At 27.7% G+C, this 20,484-nt stretch carries 21 protein-coding genes and 1 tRNA gene; 7 read left to right on the top strand and 15 right to left on the bottom strand.

Features of this window, described 5'->3' with window-relative positions; translation table 11 throughout:
• Positions 1-13 precede the first annotated feature (13 nt).
• On the bottom strand, positions 14-994 hold the full coding sequence (locus tag ACTT90_RS02730; protein WP_440937322.1) for a tripartite tricarboxylate transporter substrate binding protein: 981 nt from the start codon (positions 992-994) through the stop codon (positions 14-16).
• Between the two features lie 85 nt (positions 995-1,079).
• Here ACTT90_RS02730 and ACTT90_RS02725 point away from each other — a divergent pair, with 85 nt between their 5' ends.
• Complete coding sequence (locus ACTT90_RS02725) at positions 1,080-2,159, top strand: AbrB family transcriptional regulator (RefSeq protein ID WP_440937321.1); 1,080 nt, start codon at positions 1,080-1,082, stop codon at positions 2,157-2,159.
• Here the strand turns inward: ACTT90_RS02725 and ACTT90_RS02720 are convergent.
• Complete coding sequence (locus ACTT90_RS02720; protein ID WP_440937320.1) at positions 2,143-3,084, bottom strand: glycosyltransferase family 9 protein; 942 nt, start codon at positions 3,082-3,084, stop codon at positions 2,143-2,145. The two genes, ACTT90_RS02725 and ACTT90_RS02720, sit on opposite strands and share 17 nt — an antisense overlap.
• 30 nt (positions 3,085-3,114) lie before the next feature.
• Here ACTT90_RS02720 and ACTT90_RS02715 point away from each other — a divergent pair, with 30 nt between their 5' ends.
• The 4 genes from ACTT90_RS02715 to ACTT90_RS02700 are packed head-to-tail and all read left to right on the top strand — an operon-like array spanning position 3,115 to position 7,062.
• Positions 3,115-3,507 (top strand): DUF6165 family protein, encoded by a 393-nt coding sequence (locus ACTT90_RS02715; protein ID WP_440937319.1) that lies wholly within the window; start codon positions 3,115-3,117, stop codon positions 3,505-3,507.
• 27 nt (positions 3,508-3,534) lie between these two features.
• Complete coding sequence (locus tag ACTT90_RS02710) at positions 3,535-4,200, top strand: DUF4956 domain-containing protein (RefSeq protein WP_440937318.1); 666 nt, start codon at positions 3,535-3,537, stop codon at positions 4,198-4,200.
• Complete coding sequence (locus tag ACTT90_RS02705; RefSeq protein ID WP_440937317.1) at positions 4,157-6,460, top strand: hypothetical protein; 2,304 nt, start codon at positions 4,157-4,159, stop codon at positions 6,458-6,460. Before ACTT90_RS02710 ends, ACTT90_RS02705 begins: the two co-directional genes overlap by 44 nt.
• Entirely contained in the window at positions 6,460-7,062 is a 603-nt protein-coding gene (locus ACTT90_RS02700; RefSeq protein ID WP_440937316.1) for a VTC domain-containing protein, read from the top strand. The genes ACTT90_RS02705 and ACTT90_RS02700 overlap by 1 nt, the downstream gene beginning before the upstream one ends.
• 2 nt (positions 7,063-7,064) lie before the next feature.
• On the opposite strand, the gene ACTT90_RS02695 is transcribed toward ACTT90_RS02700, so the two are convergent.
• The 8 genes from ACTT90_RS02695 to ACTT90_RS02660 all read right to left on the bottom strand — a co-directional run bounded on the left by ACTT90_RS02695 (position 7,065) and on the right by ACTT90_RS02660 (position 13,852).
• Positions 7,065-7,736: an ABC transporter permease gene (locus ACTT90_RS02695; protein ID WP_440937315.1), complete on the bottom strand. Its 672-nt coding sequence runs from the start codon at positions 7,734-7,736 to the stop codon at positions 7,065-7,067.
• Positions 7,736-8,428, bottom strand: a complete 693-nt coding sequence (locus tag ACTT90_RS02690; RefSeq protein ID WP_440937314.1) for an ABC transporter permease — start codon at positions 8,426-8,428, stop codon at positions 7,736-7,738. Before ACTT90_RS02690 ends, ACTT90_RS02695 begins: the two co-directional genes overlap by 1 nt.
• A gap of 45 nt (positions 8,429-8,473) precedes the next feature.
• Positions 8,474-9,340, bottom strand: a complete 867-nt coding sequence (locus tag ACTT90_RS02685; RefSeq protein WP_440937313.1) for a transporter substrate-binding domain-containing protein — start codon at positions 9,338-9,340, stop codon at positions 8,474-8,476.
• Positions 9,341-9,403: 63 nt separating this feature from the next.
• Positions 9,404-10,444, bottom strand: a complete 1,041-nt coding sequence (gene speD / locus ACTT90_RS02680; RefSeq protein WP_440937312.1) for an adenosylmethionine decarboxylase — start codon at positions 10,442-10,444, stop codon at positions 9,404-9,406.
• Between the two features lie 6 nt (positions 10,445-10,450).
• Positions 10,451-11,116 (bottom strand): class II aldolase/adducin family protein, encoded by a 666-nt coding sequence (locus tag ACTT90_RS02675; RefSeq protein WP_440937311.1) that lies wholly within the window; start codon positions 11,114-11,116, stop codon positions 10,451-10,453.
• Complete coding sequence (gene mtnA / locus ACTT90_RS02670; RefSeq protein ID WP_440937310.1) at positions 11,113-12,189, bottom strand: S-methyl-5-thioribose-1-phosphate isomerase; 1,077 nt, start codon at positions 12,187-12,189, stop codon at positions 11,113-11,115. The genes ACTT90_RS02675 and mtnA overlap by 4 nt, the downstream gene beginning before the upstream one ends.
• Positions 12,189-12,989: a phytanoyl-CoA dioxygenase family protein gene (locus tag ACTT90_RS02665; RefSeq protein WP_440937309.1), complete on the bottom strand. Its 801-nt coding sequence runs from the start codon at positions 12,987-12,989 to the stop codon at positions 12,189-12,191. The genes mtnA and ACTT90_RS02665 overlap by 1 nt, the downstream gene beginning before the upstream one ends.
• Positions 12,986-13,852, bottom strand: coding sequence for an S-methyl-5'-thioadenosine phosphorylase (locus tag ACTT90_RS02660; protein WP_440937308.1), 867 nt, complete (start codon positions 13,850-13,852; stop codon positions 12,986-12,988). Before ACTT90_RS02660 ends, ACTT90_RS02665 begins: the two co-directional genes overlap by 4 nt.
• 47 nt (positions 13,853-13,899) lie before the next feature.
• On the opposite strand from ACTT90_RS02660, the gene ACTT90_RS02655 reads away from it, so the two are divergent.
• Entirely contained in the window at positions 13,900-14,427 is a 528-nt protein-coding gene (locus tag ACTT90_RS02655) for an adenine phosphoribosyltransferase (RefSeq protein WP_440937307.1), read from the top strand.
• Positions 14,428-14,455: 28 nt separating this feature from the next.
• Complete coding sequence (locus tag ACTT90_RS02650; protein WP_440937306.1) at positions 14,456-15,664, top strand: hypothetical protein; 1,209 nt, start codon at positions 14,456-14,458, stop codon at positions 15,662-15,664.
• 215 nt (positions 15,665-15,879) lie between these two features.
• Here ACTT90_RS02650 and ACTT90_RS02645 read toward each other — a convergent pair whose 3' ends face one another.
• From ACTT90_RS02645 to ACTT90_RS02625, 5 genes are all read right to left on the bottom strand, one after another.
• Positions 15,880-16,707 carry a phytanoyl-CoA dioxygenase family protein gene (locus tag ACTT90_RS02645; protein ID WP_440937305.1) on the bottom strand — a complete coding sequence of 276 codons (828 nt, stop codon included), beginning with the start codon at positions 16,705-16,707 and terminating at the stop codon, positions 15,880-15,882.
• 134 nt (positions 16,708-16,841) lie between these two features.
• Positions 16,842-17,342 (bottom strand): hypothetical protein, encoded by a 501-nt coding sequence (locus ACTT90_RS02640; RefSeq protein ID WP_440937304.1) that lies wholly within the window; start codon positions 17,340-17,342, stop codon positions 16,842-16,844.
• An 88-nt stretch (positions 17,343-17,430) separates the two neighbouring features.
• Positions 17,431-18,762, bottom strand: a complete 1,332-nt coding sequence (locus tag ACTT90_RS02635; RefSeq protein ID WP_440937303.1) for an alginate lyase family protein — start codon at positions 18,760-18,762, stop codon at positions 17,431-17,433.
• A gap of 105 nt (positions 18,763-18,867) precedes the next feature.
• A tRNA-Met gene (locus ACTT90_RS02630) sits at positions 18,868-18,944 on the bottom strand.
• 81 nt (positions 18,945-19,025) lie between these two features.
• Positions 19,026-20,432 carry a hypothetical protein gene (locus ACTT90_RS02625; protein WP_440937302.1) on the bottom strand — a complete coding sequence of 469 codons (1,407 nt, stop codon included), beginning with the start codon at positions 20,430-20,432 and terminating at the stop codon, positions 19,026-19,028.
• Between the last annotated feature and the right edge of the window lie 52 nt (positions 20,433-20,484).

The raw sequence follows: 20,484 nt of genomic DNA, 5'->3' as shown, positions 1-20,484 counted from the left end.
TTAACCCTAAAGATTAAATAACTCCTAGTTTTTTCATAAGAGCTGTCATTTCTTTAGTTTGTGTTTTTAAAAACTTAACAAACTTTTTATCTGGGTTATAAATATTAACCCAAGCATTTCTTGCTCTTACTTCTTCCCATTCAGGAGTTTTTTGTACATCGCCTAACATTTTAGCAATAGCTTTCTTGTCTTTATTGCTCATGCCTGGAGGGCCAAAAAATCCTCTCCAGTTAACAAACTGTACATCATATCCTTGTTCTTTAAGTGTTGGTGCATCAGGTGCATCAGCAACTCTATCAGGTGCAGTAATACCAATAATTCTTACTTGATCTCTTGCTCCCATAAGTTCACCTAAACCTGTAGAAATAATTTGTGTTTCTCCAGATAAAAGTCCAGCTAATGCTTTTCCACCTGCATCGTAAGGGATGTAAGCTACATCATTTGGATTTGCTCCAGCAGCTTGAAATGCTAAAGCACCAATTAAATGGTCCATACTTCCTCTAACAGAACCACCAGCCATTTTAATTGAGCTAGGGTTTGCTTTATATGCTTTCACAACATCTTCAAAGTTTTTGTAAGGCGAATCTTTAGCAACTGCGATTGCACCGTAGTCACCAATTACTCCAGCAATTGGCACAACATCTTTATAAGATAAAGTTCCACTACCACTTACATAACCTTTGTGTCTTGTGATTGATCTTAAAACTAATGGTGTAGATTGTACTAAGATAGTATTTTCAGGCTTAGTATTAATCATGTAAGCTAACGCTTTACCGCCACCACCGCCTGACATATTTTCAAATGATGCGCTTTTTAAAAAGCCAGCTTTTGTTAAAGCTTCTCCAGTGCCTCTAGCAGTTCCATCCCAACCACCTCCAGCACCACCACCAATTACAAAGTGTAATTTTTCAATTGCAATTGAGTTTACTGTTGTTGTTGATAACAGAAGAGCTGCTGAGAACAAAATTGAAAAAAAAGATTTAATTAGTTTCATTATTTCCTCTCGTTGTTATATTTAATGAACCAGATTAAACATATTTTGAATAATATAGTCAACAACCAAAAATAGAATACAATACATGTTTAAAGCGATTCACTTTAACCGTGAGAATTTAGATCAAATATTTACAAAAAAATTCTTAATAGTAATTCTAATCTCTATTCCAAGTGCAATTGTTGCAGATTTTTTAAATATTCCTCTTGCTTGGATGATAGGTCCTATGATTGCAACATCTTTGATTGCTTTAAATGGTTTTCAAGTTTTAATGCCAAAAATAGCTTTGAGCTCAATATTAATAATCTTAGGACTTCATATTGGAAATTACATTGATCAAAATCTTTTTAGTCAAATGGTTAATTGGATTTGGACAACTGTTATCATGTTTTTTTATATTGTTGTTAGTATCTTAGTTGTTTCAAAATATTTGCAAAAATTTTCAGGATATAAAGAAAAAACATCTATATTTTCTGCTGCTCCAGGTGCCTTGGGTCCTTTAATGATTTTAGCTGAATATGAAAAATCAGACTTATCTCAAGTGGCAACAGCACATTTGATTAGATTAATAATTATAATAACTTTATTCCCTTTTATAATTGTTAATCTATATCCTGCTGAGGCTTTGGAATTAGAGAAATTTGATTATATGTCTCAAAACCACCTGGATTTAGCTTTATTAATAATAGTTTCTTTAATATTCATTTTCTTTTTTGATAAGTTTAAAGTTCCAGCGGCACTCCTTTCTGGAACATTAGTTGCAAGTGGTGTCTTGCAAATATTTGATATTGCATCTTATAAATTACCAGATGCCTCAATCAATTTTTGTTTATTAATTTTAGGAGCATCTGTTGGGTGTAGATTTGCAAACAAAACTTTTAAAGAGGTTGCAAATAATTCTTTTCATGGATTAGTTGCAACTATACTTTTAGTTCTACTAGGTTTAGGCGCAGCATTCATTGCAACTTTTTTTGTTGATAATAATTTTTTAAGTTTGATTTTATCTTTCTGTCCTGGAGGTATTTATGAGGTAGCTGTAATTGCTATTGCTTTTGACTTAGAACCAGATTTTGTTGCATTTCATCATATTATAAGATTATTATTTATCTTATTTATCATACCTGTAATACTAAGATTAGTAAAAAAAACTAAGATAAAGAATTAGATAATCTTTCAAAAACTCTGTCTGCACTTAATTTTTTTAAGTCTTCAACTTGAATTGGTTTAAAGTTTTCTCTTTCAATACTTACTTTATAAGCAGTTGTATGTTTACCAAATAAAGTTAAACCTTTAGCTCCAACATGTGCAGCAATGTGAGCTGGTCCTGTATCGTTTGCAATAACAAAAGAGCTTTTTTGAATAAGTGTTGTAAGCTGAGATATATTTAAAGCTTTATCATTGTCTAATATTGGAATTGCTTTTAAGTTTTTTGCATCATCTATTTCGTTTGGTCCTGGAACTGTAATAATTTTATATTCCTCATTAAAATTTTTTAAAATTAGATCAGTAAGCTCATCATAATAAGGCCATTTCTTTAATGTTAAATGAGGTGAGCAAAAAGGAAATAAAAGAATATATTTTTGTAAATTATATCTTTTGAATATTTCATCAATATTTGAACAAGCCCATTTAAAATCAGGTTTTAATGTATTATTAGTTTTTAAATTTGAAGTTTTTAATTGATGATTAAATCTCTCTAAAACTGATATTTTGTCGAACTCTTCTTTATTTTTACCATCTGGTAAAGTTGTAATTGAACTAGACCAAATTTCATTTGATGCTTTTGGAAATAAAATATTTTTATAAAAACTTGTTCTTGATGAATTTTGAAGATCAAAAACTTTTATAAAATTGTGTTTTTTTAATTCTTTCATTAATGAATATAGGTAAAAGATATTCATCCTTGATGATCTTTTGTCCAAAATTACTTCATGAATATGAGGATTTTTTCTAAATAATTCAAAATATGGCTTTGTAGTTAACAAAAAAATCTTATCATTTGAATGATTTTCAAAAATATCTTGAATAGCGCCACTTGCTTGAGCTATATCTCCAAGAGATCCGTGTTTGATAATTAAGATATTAGACATTATAAATAATTTAACACACAATTAAATATTATGAATAAAATTATAGTTGAAGTCTCAGTAGGTGAACTTTTGGATAAAATTTCTATATTGGAAATAAAACAAGAAAAAATAAAGGATCAAAAGAAACTTGAATTTATTAATTTGGAACATAAAATTTTGAAAGATCAATTAAATAAAAATGTCAAAACTGATGAAAAGCTTGAAAATTTATTTCAATTATTGAAGGATATAAATGCAAGATTATGGGTAATAGAAGATGATAAAAGACAGTGTGAAAAAGATAAAGATTTTGGTGAAAAGTTTATTCAACTCTCAAGAGATGTTCACTTTTTAAACGATGATAGAGCAAAAATTAAATTAGACATGAACAATCATTCTGGTTCAAAAATTAAAGAAATTAAAGAATATACTAATTATAAGTAACTTAATTAATAGAAAGGATTTCTAATTTTGCAAAACATATTATTTGATATCAGCAATACATATATTGATACCAATCTTTATCTAAACTTGATTTTGTCAATTTGTTGTGGACTAATAATTAGATTGGTACTTCCTTACTGTAATCAAAATTGGGTTCAAACATTGCAGCATACATTGTCTTATGCTTTGCTCCCACCAATCACATTTATAGTAACAAAAGTCATTTCTGGAAATATTGCATTATCTTTGGGTATGATTGGTGCTTTATCGATTGTTAGATTTCGAACGCCTGTGAAAAATCCTTTAGAATTGATTATTTTCTTTGCATTAATTACAATCGGTATATCAGCGGCTGTAAAAATTAATTATGGAATAGTCCTAACATTTTTAATTATAATTGTTTTATTTCTTATTAAACACTTAGGAAAATTGTTCCATAAACTTAACCTGGAATATCCTTCATTAATATACTCTGATGGTAACAATTATAATACAGTAGAAATAGTTACCAAAAAAATAATCAAAGAACTTGAAAATGAAAAAAATTTGATACAGATGCACCTAAATAATGATGAGAAATATTATGTATATAAATTTGCATCTGCTAACTCTAGTGAATTAAAAAATTTATTAGAAAAAATAAAGAAATATGAGACTGAAATTAAAAGTAGTACTTCAAATTTTATTAATTAATTTAATAACTTTCTCATCTTTTAATATCAACAAAGCTTATTCAAATAATACTGATTGTTACAACTTCAAAAAAGAAAGTGTTAATCTAGAAGATACTAATTATCCTTTATTAATTGAAGTAACAACTCCTAATTTAAAAAAATGGATTACAAGAGTATTAAAATCTATGTCAGGACCAAGAATTGATAAAAAATATAAAAAATATCAAAAAACTAAAATTGTCGCTACATTTCCAAATAACATTAAGTGTGAATACATTGTTAATATGAGAATACATGGAAGTACAAAGGCTCATATAAATACAAAAAATTATAACACTTCTGTAAGAATAAAAATTGAAAATGGACACATTAATAACAAATACAATTTTGCATTATTAAATAAGAAAACAGTAAGATTTAATGATGAAATTTTTGTAAGCTCTTTATTTAAAGAAATAGGTTATCTTTCACCATTAATTTATAAAACTAGAGTAAAAATGAATAATAATGAAATAGAGGAATATCTGTTTCATGAAATGCCAACTTTAGAAATGGCAAAAGACAACAAGAGAAACAATGGAATATTTCTCTTGTCTAATAAAAATAATTGGAACAAACTTAAGACAAAATTTCATCAAAGAAGAAGTATCATTCTTAATAGAATTAAGAATTCTGACGGGATAGCTTCAAATAATAGTAACACAATCTTATACGCTTTAGACAAAATAAATTTTATCTATTTAAATTCTTTAGGTATCGGGGATGGAAAACATTGTTGTAAAAGTAAATTAGACGAAATTAATGAAAATAAATCGAAAAAAATTAAATCGAATTATAAACATGGAAAATATGCATTAAATTTTTCTGTCTTAGATGATTTAAGTGAATTAGAAAATATAAGCATCTTTAACTTAATTATGCATGCCACTAATTCTCAACATGGCATGGCTATGGAGGACAGATCTTTTTTTTATGATCCAACTTTTGATAGAATTGAACCTATTTATAGGGATGGAGATCCAAGAATAGTAGCTGACAATGAATTTACTAATAATTTACAATTATTTGAATTTGAGAAAAAATATATAAATAAAGCTATTAGTAAGATTGAAGGAATAGATATAAATAAGTTCTATAGTTCCATTAAATCTAAAGGTTTTGATTATAACAAATCAAAATTGCAACAAATCTTAAATGATGTAATTCAAAATTTACAAAAATTAAAAAGTCTTGAATTGTTTGCTAATCATAAAAATGACCTAACTAAGAATTACTTCTCAAATCATTTTGATAAAAATCTTAGTTTTAATTTAGCCTTTGGTGGTATTAACGACCAATTTGAAATTTGTGATATCTCTCTAAAAAACTGTAAAATAACCAAACTTAATCAAAAACAAAAAATTGAATTATTTAAAGACAAATTCTTAAAACATAATGAATTTTCTAATCTAATTACTTTTGTAAGATTATCTAAAGATGATTATAAAAAAAATATTTTTCCAAAAAAAAGAGGTCTTAAAAATTTTAAGAAAATTCTAATTGGTAAAGAACAGATACTTTTTCATAACACCAAAGACAAAAATATTGAAGTTGATATAAAAGATAAAACTATAAACCTTATTCAAGAAAATCTAACTGATAAATTTATTTTTAGTGGATATAAATTTGAAAACTGGAATATCAACTTTATCGGTTCCAAAGATTATACAAAAAATTATAACCTTTATAAACGAGATGAAAATATGCTTGGCGGTTGTTTAGTTTTTATTAATGCGGTATTTAAAAATATTTCTGCTCAAATTGATAAAAATACTTGTTCAAAAGGAATTGAGGTAATCAATAGCAAAGGAAATTTTAAAGAAATTGTAATAAATAAATCTAAATTAGATGCATTTGATGCTGAATTTTCAGACTTATCTATAGAAAGGATTGAAGTTAATGATGCTTTAAAGGGTGAATGTATTGGTTTAAAACGTGGAAATTATTTAATCAAAAACGCAATAGTAAAAAATTGTGGAGATCACTCAATTTCAGTTGGTGAACACGCAGTTTTAAATTTAAAAAAAGTTACAGCTCATAATTCTAGAAGAATAATGTCAAAAGATTCATCAAAAATAATAATTGGTGAGTACAACAATATTGGTTCTGATGAATGTTTGTTAATTTTAAGAAAGAAAAAACAGTACGATGGAGCTTTAATACAAATTAATAAAAATAAATTTAATTGTGAAAATCAAAAAATAGAAAAAGATGAATTTTCTCGTCTTAATTTAATTTAATGGATCGAATAGAATATAAAATAGACATTCATCAATCTAAAAAAAATGAATTTTTAAGTTTTTTAATAAAACATGACGCAAAAGTTTTATTTGAAAAAAGACTTATTACATCTATTTACTTTGATAACGAAAAATTTGAAATGTATCAAGATAGTGTAGAAGGTTTATCCCCAAGAAAAAAAATAAGGTTGAGATTTTATGAAAAAAAAAATTTTTTTCTTAATGATGAAAATATTTTATTGGAAAAAAAATTTACTAATAATTCTGGAAGATCAAAAATATCAAATAAAATTGATAATGCAGATTATCTATTAAAAAATGGAATTTTAGATTCTAAGTATGGTTTATGTTATCCAAAAACAAAGGTTTTTTATTTGAGAAGTTACTACTCATTAAATGATTTTAGAATTACTTTAGATGAAAATATTTGTTTTTGTTTGTTTGATCTTAAAAATAATTATCAAATTGAACATTCTATAAATGAAATAATAGCTGAAATTAAGATTAATAATTCATCTAAAATAGATGAATTAAAAAAAAAATTTCCTTTTTCCGAAATTAGATTCTCAAAATATTGTAAGAGTGTTGAAAAACTTTTTTAGATTTAAAAACTATACTTTTTCTCAAGAAATTTTATTACATTATGAACAATAAAAGTCATAAAAAGATAAATACTTCCAGCTAGTATAAATACTTCTACAGGCTTAAAAGTTGTTGATATAATGTGTTTTGCAACTCCTGTTAAATCCATAATAGTGACAGTACTTGCAAGAGATGTTCCTTTAAGCATTAAAATTATTTCATTTCCGTAAGCTGGAAGTGATTGTCGTATAGCAATTGGTATTTGAATTTTATAAAAAATTATTTTATTTGATATTCCTAAACTTTTTCCAGCTTCAATTACTCCAGGTTTAATTGTTTGAAAAGCTGATCTTAGTATTTCAGATGTATAAGCACCCGTATTTAATGCAAAAGCAATTATTGCACACCAAAAAGGTTCTTTTAGAATTACCCATAAAAAAGTTGATCTAATAAATTCAATTTGACCAAGTCCAAAATAAATTATGTAAATTTGAACTAGTAACGGAGTTCCTCTAAATAAATATGAATATCCATATGCAAACTTGTTAATAATAATATTTTTGTTTAATCTCAAGACTGCAAAAAATAATCCTATCAATAATCCAATAGCTAATGAAAATGCTAAAAGCTTTACCGTTATTACAGCTGCACCTAACATTTTTGGGAAACTAGAGATAATTAATTCAAAATTCATTAATAACCCCTGCTATATTTTAATTCCAATCTATTGATGAGTTTCATGCTGATGAATGTTAAAAACAAATATAAAAGAGCTGCTACTGAGTAAAAGAATAATGGATCTCTTGTTGATCCTGCTGCAACATAAGACTGTCTCATAATTTCAACCAAACCTGTTACTGAAATTAATGATGTATCTTTTAATGTTATTTGCCAAACATTACTTAAATTTGGAATTGCAAGCCTTAACATTTGGGGCATGATAATTTTATAAAATTGACCAAATCTACTAATGCCTAAAACTTTGGCAGCTTCAAATTGACCTTTGTCAATCGATTGAATAGCTCCCCTAAAAACTTCAGTAGAATATGCACCTGAAATAATTCCTATTGCTAATGAACCGGTAATAAACGCATTGATCTCGATATATTCGAAATAACCAAAAATAGATGCAACATACATAATTGCACTACTGCCACCAAAAAAGAAAAGGTAAATTACCAACAATTCAGGAACACCCCTGATTATTGTTGTATAAAAATTTCCAATTAAATTTAAAGATTTATGTTTTGATAATTTTAATGGTGTAAAAATTGCTGCGAATAAAAAACCAATTAACATTGCTGTTATTGAAACAGCGATCGTCATCAAGGTTGCATAGAATAACTCATCACCCCAACCTGTTTTTCCAAAAGCAAGAATTTCCATATCGAAAGGGCGGTTAATTAATTAACCGCCTTTTCAAAAACATTATTACATAGATGCGTCAAAACCAAAATGTTTGATTGCAAGTCTGCTTATCACGCCATCTTTTCTTGCTTGATCAATTGCTTTGTTGAAGGCTCTTAAAAGCTCAGCATCTCTTTTACCCATTGCTGAATCTTCACCCATTTGAGCTGCTTGTCTTAAACCTACTCCTACGCCATTTCCAAAAGTACCACCTGAAAATGTTGGTCCAACTAATACAACATTTTTTCCAGATTTTTCTGCATAGTCAGAAAATGCAACAGCTGCAGCAAGTGCAACATCACATCTACCTGAAGTTAAATCCAAGTTTACTTCGTCCTGTGTTTTATAAGTTCTAACATTTACACTTCCAACATCACCAGACTCTAAGAAGTTTTGGTGAATTGTTCCTGTTTGTGTACAAACTGTTTTCCCCTCTAAAGCTTTAGTAATTGTTTTTAAAGCTTTTTTTGCTGCAGAGTTAGGTTTAGTTAAGTTTATACCTGCTGGAGTTTCCATGCCTTCTAATTCTGAACCTTTCATAACAGCAAGAGATGCAACTTCATCAGCATAACCTTGTGAGAATGTGATCACTTTTTTTCTTTCATCAGTAATTGACATACCTGCCATGATTGCATCATACTTTCTAAGTTGCAGAGCTGGTATCATTCCATCCCAATCTTGCTCAACAATCTCGCACTGTCTACCTATGTATCTGCATAGAGACCAAGCTAATTCAACTTCGAAACCGATTAATTTACCAGCTTCATTTTTTGAATTCCATGGAGGGTAAGCGCCTTCAGTAGCTATTTTAATTTTGTCAGTAGCATTTACATTACCAACGAATAATAAAACTGCTAAAACTGAAAAAATAGTTTTTTTGAATATATTCATTATTTACTCCTTTAATATTAATGTGAGAATTATTTCACAATTTTATAAAAGAAAAAAGTAAAATTAATGATTTATTGATGAGGAAAAATTCCAAGAACAATCAAAACTTGGAATATATACTCTTGATAGTTTAGTATTTCCAAAGTTTTCATTGAAAACATTCATCCAATTTTGAACTTGTTTTGACTTTTTATCTTGGCTACCAACCTGTGCTGTTATAACTCCCTTTGGTTTTAAAATTCGAACCAAAGAATCCATATTTTTTGCAGCAAGATCTATACAAAATTGATCATCATTAAGGTCTACAAATATATGGTCATACGTATCATCTTCTATAGATTTTATACTTTCAAATGCATCACCCCAAACACATTTGACAGAATTTTTTTCGGTAGATTTTTTACCTATATCTCCAAGATGTTTATTGCAAACATCTACAACTTCCGGATCTAATTCAAACCAATCTATAAAATTGAATTTCTTTGATATACACTCTCTTGCGACCCCACCATCACCACCACCAATTATTGCAGCTCTCTCATTAGCTTGATTCAATTCTAAACCAGCACCAACAAAAGTAGAGCTATATAAGTGTTCATCAGTTTCAGCTACTTGTATTTCATTATCAATGAATAATGCTTTTCCAAATTGTTCTAATTCTAAAATCTCAATATGTTGACCTACTTTAGATTTAAAATCTTCTAAAACATCTTTAACAATATATGATTTTTTTAAACCAGGTGAGCTATAAATATCGTGATAAAGAGAATTTGTGTCTCTATCAAATTCTTTAATTGAAAGTCTTTTATATTTAAATTCTTTTTTAATTATATCTAAAGCAATCGAAGGGCTTACTTTTCCACAAGTAAAAAAATCAAAACTTACAATCCCTTTTTCAGGAAAAGTATGAAAACTAATATGGCTTTCTGCTAATAAAGCTAAGATTGTAAAACCTTGTGGTTCAAATTTATATTTTGATATATTTAAAATTGTTACTTTTGCTGCACTAGCAATATCTTTGATAACTTTTTCATAAATAGATGGGTCATATTCTTTAGTAGTTCCAATAATATCAACAGTAATATGTTCACCAACTTTAGTCATAATATGTTATCCACTTTTATAATTTTTGACTTTATCCAAAATTTTATTCATTTCAGCTAATGAAAGATTTTTTGGCTGGCCCATCTTTAAAGCAATAACATACTGATAGCAAATATTTTCTACCTCTTGAGCAAGCTCAAAAGCTTTTGATAAATTTTCACCAAATGCAACCTGACCATGATTTGCCATTAAGCAAGCTTTTCTATCTTTTAAAGCATTAATAATATTCACAGATAGCTCATGTGATCCAAATGTTGCATACTCTGCACATTTAATATCTTCACCACCTGCTAATGCAATCATGTAATGAAATGGTGGGATAGATTTTCTATGAGTAGATACAGCTGTTGCGTGTGGTGAGTGAGAATGAACAATAGCTTTTGCTTCCCATTTGTTTTTATAAATATCTTGATGAAACCTCCATTCAGATGATGGATTTTTTCCAGAATTGAACCAAGCTAAAAAATCTTTCTCTTCATCTAAAGACAAAAAAACAATATCCTCAGGCTTTAAAGTTTCATATTTTTTTCCTGATGGAGTTATAAAAAAACCTTCTTTATTATCTTCGAATCCTCTTACTGAAATATTTCCAGATCTTAAAGGTGATAAATTTGTTTCATTTAATTTAATTGAAAATTCAATTACCAACTCTCTTTCTTTCAAATTATTCATTTAAATAAGTTTTTTAATCCTTCTGCAGAAGCATCACAAACACCTTTTTCAGTGATTAGTTTTGTAACATATTTTGCTGGTGTAATATCAAAAGCTAAATTCATTGATTTGCTTTTCTTTGGATAGATCAACAAATTTTCAATTTCTCCTTTTGAATTTACACCATCAACATTTGAAAGCTCTTTAGAATTTCTTTCTTCAATAGGAATATCTTTTGAATCTTTTATATTCCAATCGATCGTAGAGATAGGTAATGCTACATAAAAAGGTACTTTATTATCATGAGCTGCCAAAGCTTTAAGATAAGTTCCAATTTTATTACAAACATCACCATTTGATAAAGTTCTATCAGTTCCAACTATACACATGTCGACTTGACCTCTTTGCATCAAAATACCTCCCGTGTTATCTGCAATAATTGTATTTGGTATGCCTTCCTCATTTAATTCATAAGAAGTAAGATTTGCACCTTGATTTCTTGGTCTTGTCTCATCTACCCAAACATGAATGGGAATTCCTTTTTTATGTGCTAGATAAATAGGTGAAGTAGCAGTGCCCCAATTTATTGTTGCTAACCAACCAGCATTACAATGGGTTAAAATATTTATTGTTTTTTTTTTTGAGTTATAAATTTGTTCAATAATTCTTAAACCATTTTGACCAATTTGTTCACAGAAACTAATATCTTCTAAACATATTTTTTTGGCTTCATCTAATGCTGTATTAAACAGATTTGCAGGCTTACAAGATAAAAGTTTATTTTTCATTCTATTGACTGCCCACTCTAAATTTATGGCTGTAGGTCTTGAATTAATTAAATTTTTTGAACATTTTTCTAAATATTTAACATCATTATTTTTTTTCATTGCTAAAACTAACCCATAAGCAGCAGTTGCACCAATTAGTGGTGCCCCTCTAACTTCCATGACTTTTATTGCGTTTATTGTATCTTCCACAGTATTTAAATCTTTAATAATGAATTTGTGAGGAAGTTTAGTTTGATCAATAATTTGAACATTTTGATTTATCTCATTAAACCAAATTGTATTAAATTCTTTTCCTCCTATTTTCATTAATTGCTCCAAACGACTGGAAACCAATCTTTCCTCAATTTTTGACCATTGTGTAAATTTATATTCTTATAAGGTGGAGATGTTTCTTCGCCTCTATCAATATAACGAACATCGTCACCAATAAATCTAACTGAAAATGCTTTTCTAGGTTTATTTTCTTTATTACCAGGTGAACAATGTAACGATTTGAAATTAAAAAAAATAGCGTCTCCTCTATTCAAATCCTCATTAAAAATATTTTTATCATTTTCGTTTATATTTGGGATCTCAATAAAATTATTATTATTTTTGTACCATAATTTATTTGTAGACCATTTAGTAGGTTTAACTAATTTATTGAGTTTATGAGATTTTTTTAAAACTTTTAAAGAATTTTCTTTTGAAACGTTTTCTAATGGTATCCAAAAACTACCAGTATCGTTTCCATCCACACAGTAATATGGAAGATCCTGATGCCAAGGTGTCTCTTTTGTTGTTCCTGGATCTTTAGAAAATATATGATCATGAAAAATTTGTACTGAGCTAGATTTGGTTGCTTCAGCAAAAATTTTAGCTGCAGGAGAGTTTTCTATAAAATCTTTAAATTCTGTAATTCTTTGCCAATTACAATAATCTTCAAAAAAACTACCATTATTTTTTTCTTTAACATTATCTCTGCCATGTTCACTTGGATTGTTTATTACTTTTTCAAAACCTGATTGAAGTTTATCAATCCAATCATCAAATAATCCTCTTAAAATGATTACACCTTCATTTTTATATTCATTAATTTGAAATTCATTTAAATAATTTTTTTTCACTTGTTTAAAACTCTTCCAGCAACTGTATTTAATTTTTCTATAGTTTTTTTTGTTCTCTTTTCTGGAGATGTTATTATAGCAACATCAAGACAGTTTTTAGTTGGATCTTTTGAATCAATATAATTTTCAAAGTTAGTTATTAAACTTTTAATCATATTTTTTGCTTTCTCAGCATTCCCTAGTAAAACTTTAATTACCTGTTGGACATCAACATTTTCATGATCAGGATGCCAACAATCATAATCTGTGACCATAGAAACTGAAGCGTATCTAATCTCTGCTTCTCTTGCCAGTTTTGCTTCTGGCATATTGGTCATTCCAATAACATCAGCATTCCACGATCTATATAAATTAGACTCTGCTAATGTAGAAAACTGAGGACCTTCCATAACTACATATACTCCTCCTTTTTGGTAATCTATTTTAGACTCTTTTATAGCATGCTCGCATGCATTCATTAATCCGCTAGAAGTTGGATGAGCCATAGAAACATGGGCAACAATCTCATCATCAAAAAATGTTTTTTCTCTAGCAAATGTTCTATCTATAAATTGATCAACAATAACAAATTTTCCTGGCTGCAGATCTTCTTTCAATGACCCAACTGCTGATACAGAAACAATATCAGTAACTCCTAATTGCTTTAGAGCATCAATATTAGCTCTAAAATTTATTTTAGTAGGAGATATAAAGTGTCCTCTTCCATGACGTGGTAAAAATAATACTTCTTTATCATTATATATAGTTTTTAATATTTGGTCTGATGGATTTCCCCAAGGAGTTTTAATATTCAGTAGCTCTCTATCTTTAAAATCTTCTATATCGTAAAGTCCACTTCCACCAATAATTGCTAATTTATTCATTGTCATATTTAAAAATTAATTTAACAATGTATTTATAGTTTAGAATTATGGATTTAAAAGAGCATATTAGATCAATACCTGACTATCCAAAAAAAGGTATTTTGTTTAGAGATATAACAACTCTAATAAAAAATGAGAAAGCTTTTTCAGAAACTATTGACCAGATCATTGAAAGAATAAAAAATATTAAATTTGATAAAATTGCTGCAATTGAGTCAAGGGGCTTTGTATTTGGTTCTGCAGTTTCTTATATTTTAAAAAAACCCTTTATAATGTTAAGGAAAAAAAACAAACTTCCTGCAGAAGTTCATTCTATTGATTTTGAACTTGAATATGGCACAGCAACAATAGAAGTTCACAAAGACTCTATACAAAAAAATGAAAGTGTACTTATAATTGATGATTTGATAGCAACTGGTGGTACTGCAGAGGCTGCAGCCAAATTAATAGAAATTTCAGGTGGTAAGGTGGCATGTTTTGTATTTGTAATAAATCTTTTTGATCTAAATGGATGTGATGACTTGATTAAGAAAGGGTACAAGGTTGAAAATTTAATAGAATTTCCTGGACATTAACAAATTAGAATAATTTTATCTTTCTTAAATGAAAAGAATTTCTTACTTTTTTATATCACTAAGTTTTATAATTGTAGTCAATAATACTTTTAGATTTTACAAAAATAAAACATCTTATGAAATAGGTGATTGGTTAATCAATTACCAAGGTGGATTTGTTAGAAAAGGTCTAATTGGAGAATTTATATATCAAATATATAGTTTTACAGAAATAAATCCTTATCTCACTGTTTTAATTTTAATAATTTTATTTTATTTAATTCTTTACATTATTATTTTTAAGTATTTAAACAAATTACATATCAATAATTATATTATCTTTGCTTTATTCTCACCCTTGTCATTTTTCTTTCCAGTTTTTAATAGTAAAGCAACAGGCAGAAAAGAAATACTGTTTATATCCTTATTAGCTCTGGTTTGTCTTTATTTGCCAAAAATAAATAAAAAATATTACATGTATATTTATATAGGTTCATTAACATTAATTGGACTGACTCATGAAGGTTTTATTTTTTATTTTGGTTATTTTCTAATCCCTTTAATTTTTATAATTAAACCAGAATCTTTTAGAGATATTCGATATGAAGCAATCTTAATATCTTTATCATCTTTAATTTTAATATTTTTAACTTACAAATTTTCAGGTAATGAAAATCAAGTTATCGATATATGTAATTCAATTAAAAATTTTGCACATCAACAATGTGAGTCTTTTGGTCAAATAGCTACACTTAAATGGGATTTAAAAAATTATATGTCTGAAAAAGAAGGTATTTTATTAACTAAATATTTTCCTTTATATTTTTTTTATGGAGTAATTTCATTTTTACCTCTATTTTTTATATACAAGAAAGCTTCCTTAAACGTATTAATACTTAATAAAAAGATCAACCCTTTGATATTAATTTTTATTCCTTTTATTTTTACAATTCCTGTTTACTATATTGCTTTAGATTGGGGTCGATATTTATATACATCATATATAAGCTCATTAATAATCATTCTCTTTCTTATAAAAAATAAAATTGTTACATTACAATTTAATGAAAATTTGAAACAGAACTACTTATTAAAAAAAGTTTTTCTCCCAATATTATTTGTAATTTATTGCTTTGGTTGGAGTGTACCTTATTGTTGCAACCCTGAGATAAAATCTGGATTAATGAGATCAGTTAAACTTGCTATTAGTTATTATGAGAGAAATGGTTTAACGTTACCAAAATATTTTTATAAGTAAAACGGTAGTGGGAAGTGGGATCGAACCACTGACCTCGGGCTTATGAGTCTATCGCCATGAACCCTGCTCACTCACTCTAAAGCAGTTACTCCTGTAAATGCTCTCTTTCCTTTCTGTGCACATTGAAACAAATTAAAGAATCTTAGTCAAGAACCAATGTTATTGACGCGTATATGGAGCAATAGAGGCGCCAGATAGATCTTCTAATTGAATACCTAGTATTGACTTCTTTTATCAGATCCTGTGTAAAAAATTTCTTGAAGAGACTGGTTTTCTTTTTGTCTTAAAATTAAGTCTTCTTTGCCCATTAAAGCCTTTGGTCTTCCAATTACCTCATGATAATTAAATTTATCTTTACCTCTTGCTATTTGAACTCCATTTTTACCAAGTGTTTGTTTTACATTAGTTCCAATATAACTTTGAATAACAAATCCAATTCTTCGATCATTACCTCTATTTAAACCTGAGCCATGTACAATTCTTGGGTGATGCAATGATACTTGACCTGCCTTAAGCTCAACAGGCTTTACTTCATTTTCAGGTACATCGTTAACTGTTTGGCCTCGTGTTAATAAATTTCCATCATCAAATTTTTGAACATGATCTTTTTCTGTAACTTCTTGATGAGAACCAGGCCACATTCGCATACAACCATTTTCTTCATTAGAATCTGTTATTGCAACCCAAGCACTGACCCAATTATGAGGCTCTAAACCAATATATTTAGAGTCTTGATGGTAGCTTACAAAACCTTTTTGATCAGGATCTTTGATAAATAAAGTTGAGCTACAAACTAAGATGTCTCTTCCAATAATTTTCTCTACTGAGTCTAAAATTTTAGAATTATGAACTATCTCATCTAATTTAGGAGAAATTAAATGTACATTATATCTTCCAGATTTATTAATTTCATCTGGCATTTGTCTTTCTATCAGTTCAATTTCTTTTTTAGCTTCTAGTGCTTGTTCTTTTGTTAAAGCATCAATAGGCGCTATATAACCTTCTTCGTTATATTGAATAACTTGCTGATCTGTTAATGACATAATTTAATAATAATATTTTACGAAATTAATTTTTTTTATTCAAAAGACTAACAATATCCAATTTATAAATAAAGTAATTACTCAAGAACCAATATCATTGACGCGTATATGGAGCAAAATGATATAGATCTATATTATTTATTTTGCTCAGTCTTAATATAGTTCGCGAGTGCTTTATTGACACTTTCATAAATAGGTTGCATCACCTTCGCATCCCAGAACCAGACATAAAAGCCATGGTAGTCTTCTTCTTGAATTAAGAGTGTTGATCCATCATTTTGTGGTTGGAGATGAAAGCGATGGTCATAAGTTATAATACCTGGAAATCCACCATGTTGATGAAGTAAAATGTTTTTCTCTATTTTTTTTACACGCACTTTAATCACCACAGGCTTACTTGCACCAGGCATCAATCCATGAACAATCATTTCTGCATCTAGCCCATATTGACCTTGTACTTTCACGGCAAAAGGGTTCCATTCACCATAGGATGAATTATCCATCAGCGCTGACCAAATTATTTGGGGTGTGCTATTAATTTTTAATTCTGTGTAAACACGCTTGTGACCAGTTATTGCAAGTACCACTACCACTAGCACAATCAGAACCAGTCCTATTACTATTCTTGTCATCATTTCTAGTGTTATTGAATCAAATTAAAGAATCTTAGTCAAGAACCAATGTCATTGGAGCACTATTGTAGCAATTAAAAAAAAATTGTTATTATTTAAGTTTTTCTAGATTTGAATAAGCACATCCTAGATCCAGTCCATACCCTGAGCTCATTGCAGTGAATTTCCAACCATATGGTTCTAAATAATATTTTTTAACTTTTTGTGCTGTAGGATGATTTGGAAAACGATTGTAATAAACATTTAAATATCCAAGTGTATAGTCTGTATCTTTTTGTTTTCTTAGATCCGATTTATCTAATTTTTCAGGGTTAACATATGACTTTTTTTTGGCACCAGTCTCGGGATAAGCGTAGTATGTAATTAGGAAATCAATCATCTTATGAAGATCAACATCTTTTTTAGTTTTAAATGAATATAAATCGTAGCCTTGATTAGCAAAGATTTCTGCCGTCATTACCATGCCACCTACAACTTGAGACATCTTTGTTAAAGCTCTAACTGATCTTTGACTTTTGCCTTTTTCTTTTCTAACTTCCCAAGATGAACTTCCATCTTTTCTAGTGATATTTAAAGCAACAACATATGCTTTTAAGGCTGCTTGGAAATAATCATTATCTCCGCTAATAATACTCCATAATAAATAATTTCTAGATTTAGATGCTTCTGTATGATTCCCAGGTGGTACGCCATTTTTTTCTTTCGATCCATCATTAGGTCCAATAGAAGTTTTTTTAATAACTTTATTAAACCATTCAAAAATAATTTTATCTTCTTCATCAGTTAAAAATTTATTTTGTCGCAAAAAATCAAATGCAATAAGCATAGGAGCTAAAGTTTGCCTAATATTTTCTAGGGTATCAATATATCCAAAATCTGACTTCCAATCCTTGTTATATCCATCGGAAATTAAAATTTCGAAAGAATTTCCTTTTGCCCACATTAATAATTGTTTTTTAAAATACTCTAAATACATTTGATCTCCACTTGCCATAAAAAATCTTATTCGTTTATTCATATTTTTTATTAATGGTTGAGCAAAATTTATAAAATTAATTGGATTGCCGTCCTGCTTCCATGAATGACCTCCAATTTCTTTCATGGGCTTTACATACGATGAGTCAAAATTTATTTTTGATCTTGAGATTTCTAACTGTGAGCTAGAAAATACACATTGTCTTAAAAGTTTTTTTTCGCTTAAATTTTTGAGTTTTTTGGTTCTTTCTTTAACATTAATATAAATATTTGAACCTGAATTTTTGATTGTATAATCTTTAATATCTAAATTTTCTGGGTATTTTAACTTTTTGATATTTCCTGCAATTGAAATTACAGGGCTTTTAAAATCAAGATAATTTTCAGCTAAAATATTATTACTAAATCCAAAGATTGTTAAAACTAATATAATTAATCTGATACTCATCTAAATAGATTTGTATTATTTTAAATTAAGATATCAAACAAATATATTAAATGACTTCTTTTAATTGGAGCACTATTGGAGCAAAAAGATATCGATCGTCTAGAATGGTAGCGGGAAGTGGGATCGAACCACTGACCTCGGGCTTATGAGTCCCGCGCTCTAACCAACTGAGCTACCCCGCCAATGAAAAATTGATGGTTTATACTATTTTTTATGTTGTTGCAAACATGATTTATAAAAAATAGTCACTTATAATAGACGTATTAAATTTTATGCAAAAGAAATTTAAAATTTGGTGACAAAGGATGAAAGTTTGGAATGTATATTTTATTAGATATTTCTTGACTTAATAATTTTGTTTTAATTTTGTCTATAGAAATATATTGATCTATTCCTAAACTTTTTAAAAATAGCTTTTTTTTAATCCTTCTATCTTCAGGAATTTTCATATCTTTATTCTTATTATCAAAAATAAACGAAGTATCTAACGCAACTATATAAATTGAGTATTGATTAATAGATTTTAAATGCTCATTCGATCGCAAAAATCCTCCTAAAACGCCTGAAAAAATTAAAACAACTAAAATCGAAAGTGTAATTTTTGAAAAAACGTTATTATGTAAAAATTTTTTAGAATTTATTTTATTAATAAAAAATATTTTTATTATCAAAGATAAAGAAAATATAGTTGGAATTAAGATACCAAATGCTCTTGAGGATACAAATGATGGACTTGATGTTACAAAAATTATTAAAAATAAAATTATAATTTGTTTTTTTTCTAAAATACTTATCTTTTTAATATTTATTAATAAAATTAAAGTAGAAAAAGCTACAGAACATATCCATAAAATTTGAAAAAAAGTAATTTTTGCTGAAGATGAGAACCATCCCAGAGGCATGCCTGATTGTAAAAGATGAGATAAGAAAGATCTATATGCAAAACCTAGTGAGGGAGCGCCTTCAGTAAAAATACTTCTTAAATAATAATGTACAACGACTAAAAAAAAATAGAACATTGATGTAATTGATATTTTTATTAAATTTTTTTTTGTAAAATCAGTGAGAAATAAACCAAGTAAAAATATTAAAGGTGGAATAAAATAAACCTCTTCTCTTGTTAGAATTGAAACAATAGCAAATAAAAAAGAAAAAATTAAAGAAACTGTTTTATTTTTTTCTAACCAATTTAAATAGCTAATAAGACTTAAAATAAGAAAAATATAACAAAAAATTAAATGACTAAGTGTCATCCAAGAAGCCAGTGTCGTAAAAATTTTCGAGAAAATTAATAACAACAAAATAAAAAATATTTCAATATTATTAAAGCTTAATTTTTTTAATAGTTTAGTTATTAAAATAGATAATAAATAAAGTAATAAAAATATAAATAATCTATGATTTTGAACGTTTTCACCAAAGATTGATACGAGACTATGATAAAATAAAATTGCTATTGGTCTATAAGATGGAGTTTCATAGCCATCAGGGTCCCAACTACTGAACCAAACACTTAACAATTCATTAAATGAATATTTACGGACTAAATGTAGATCATCCCAAATAAATGGTTCATTAAAAAAACTAAATCCTAGTACTAAAAACCACAAAACAAAAATAAAAAATAAATAAATATACGGATTATTTAAAAAAAAAATAATTTTTTTCATGATTTTGAAAATTTAGATTATTTTTCTTTAATAATAAAAGCATAATCTGTAT

This window comes from Candidatus Pelagibacter sp., assembly GCF_052049935.1.
Taxonomy (GTDB): Bacteria; Pseudomonadota; Alphaproteobacteria; order Pelagibacterales; family Pelagibacteraceae; genus Pelagibacter.
Note: the sequence above shows the minus strand (reverse complement) of the source record. Positions and strands in the feature narration are given on the sequence as shown.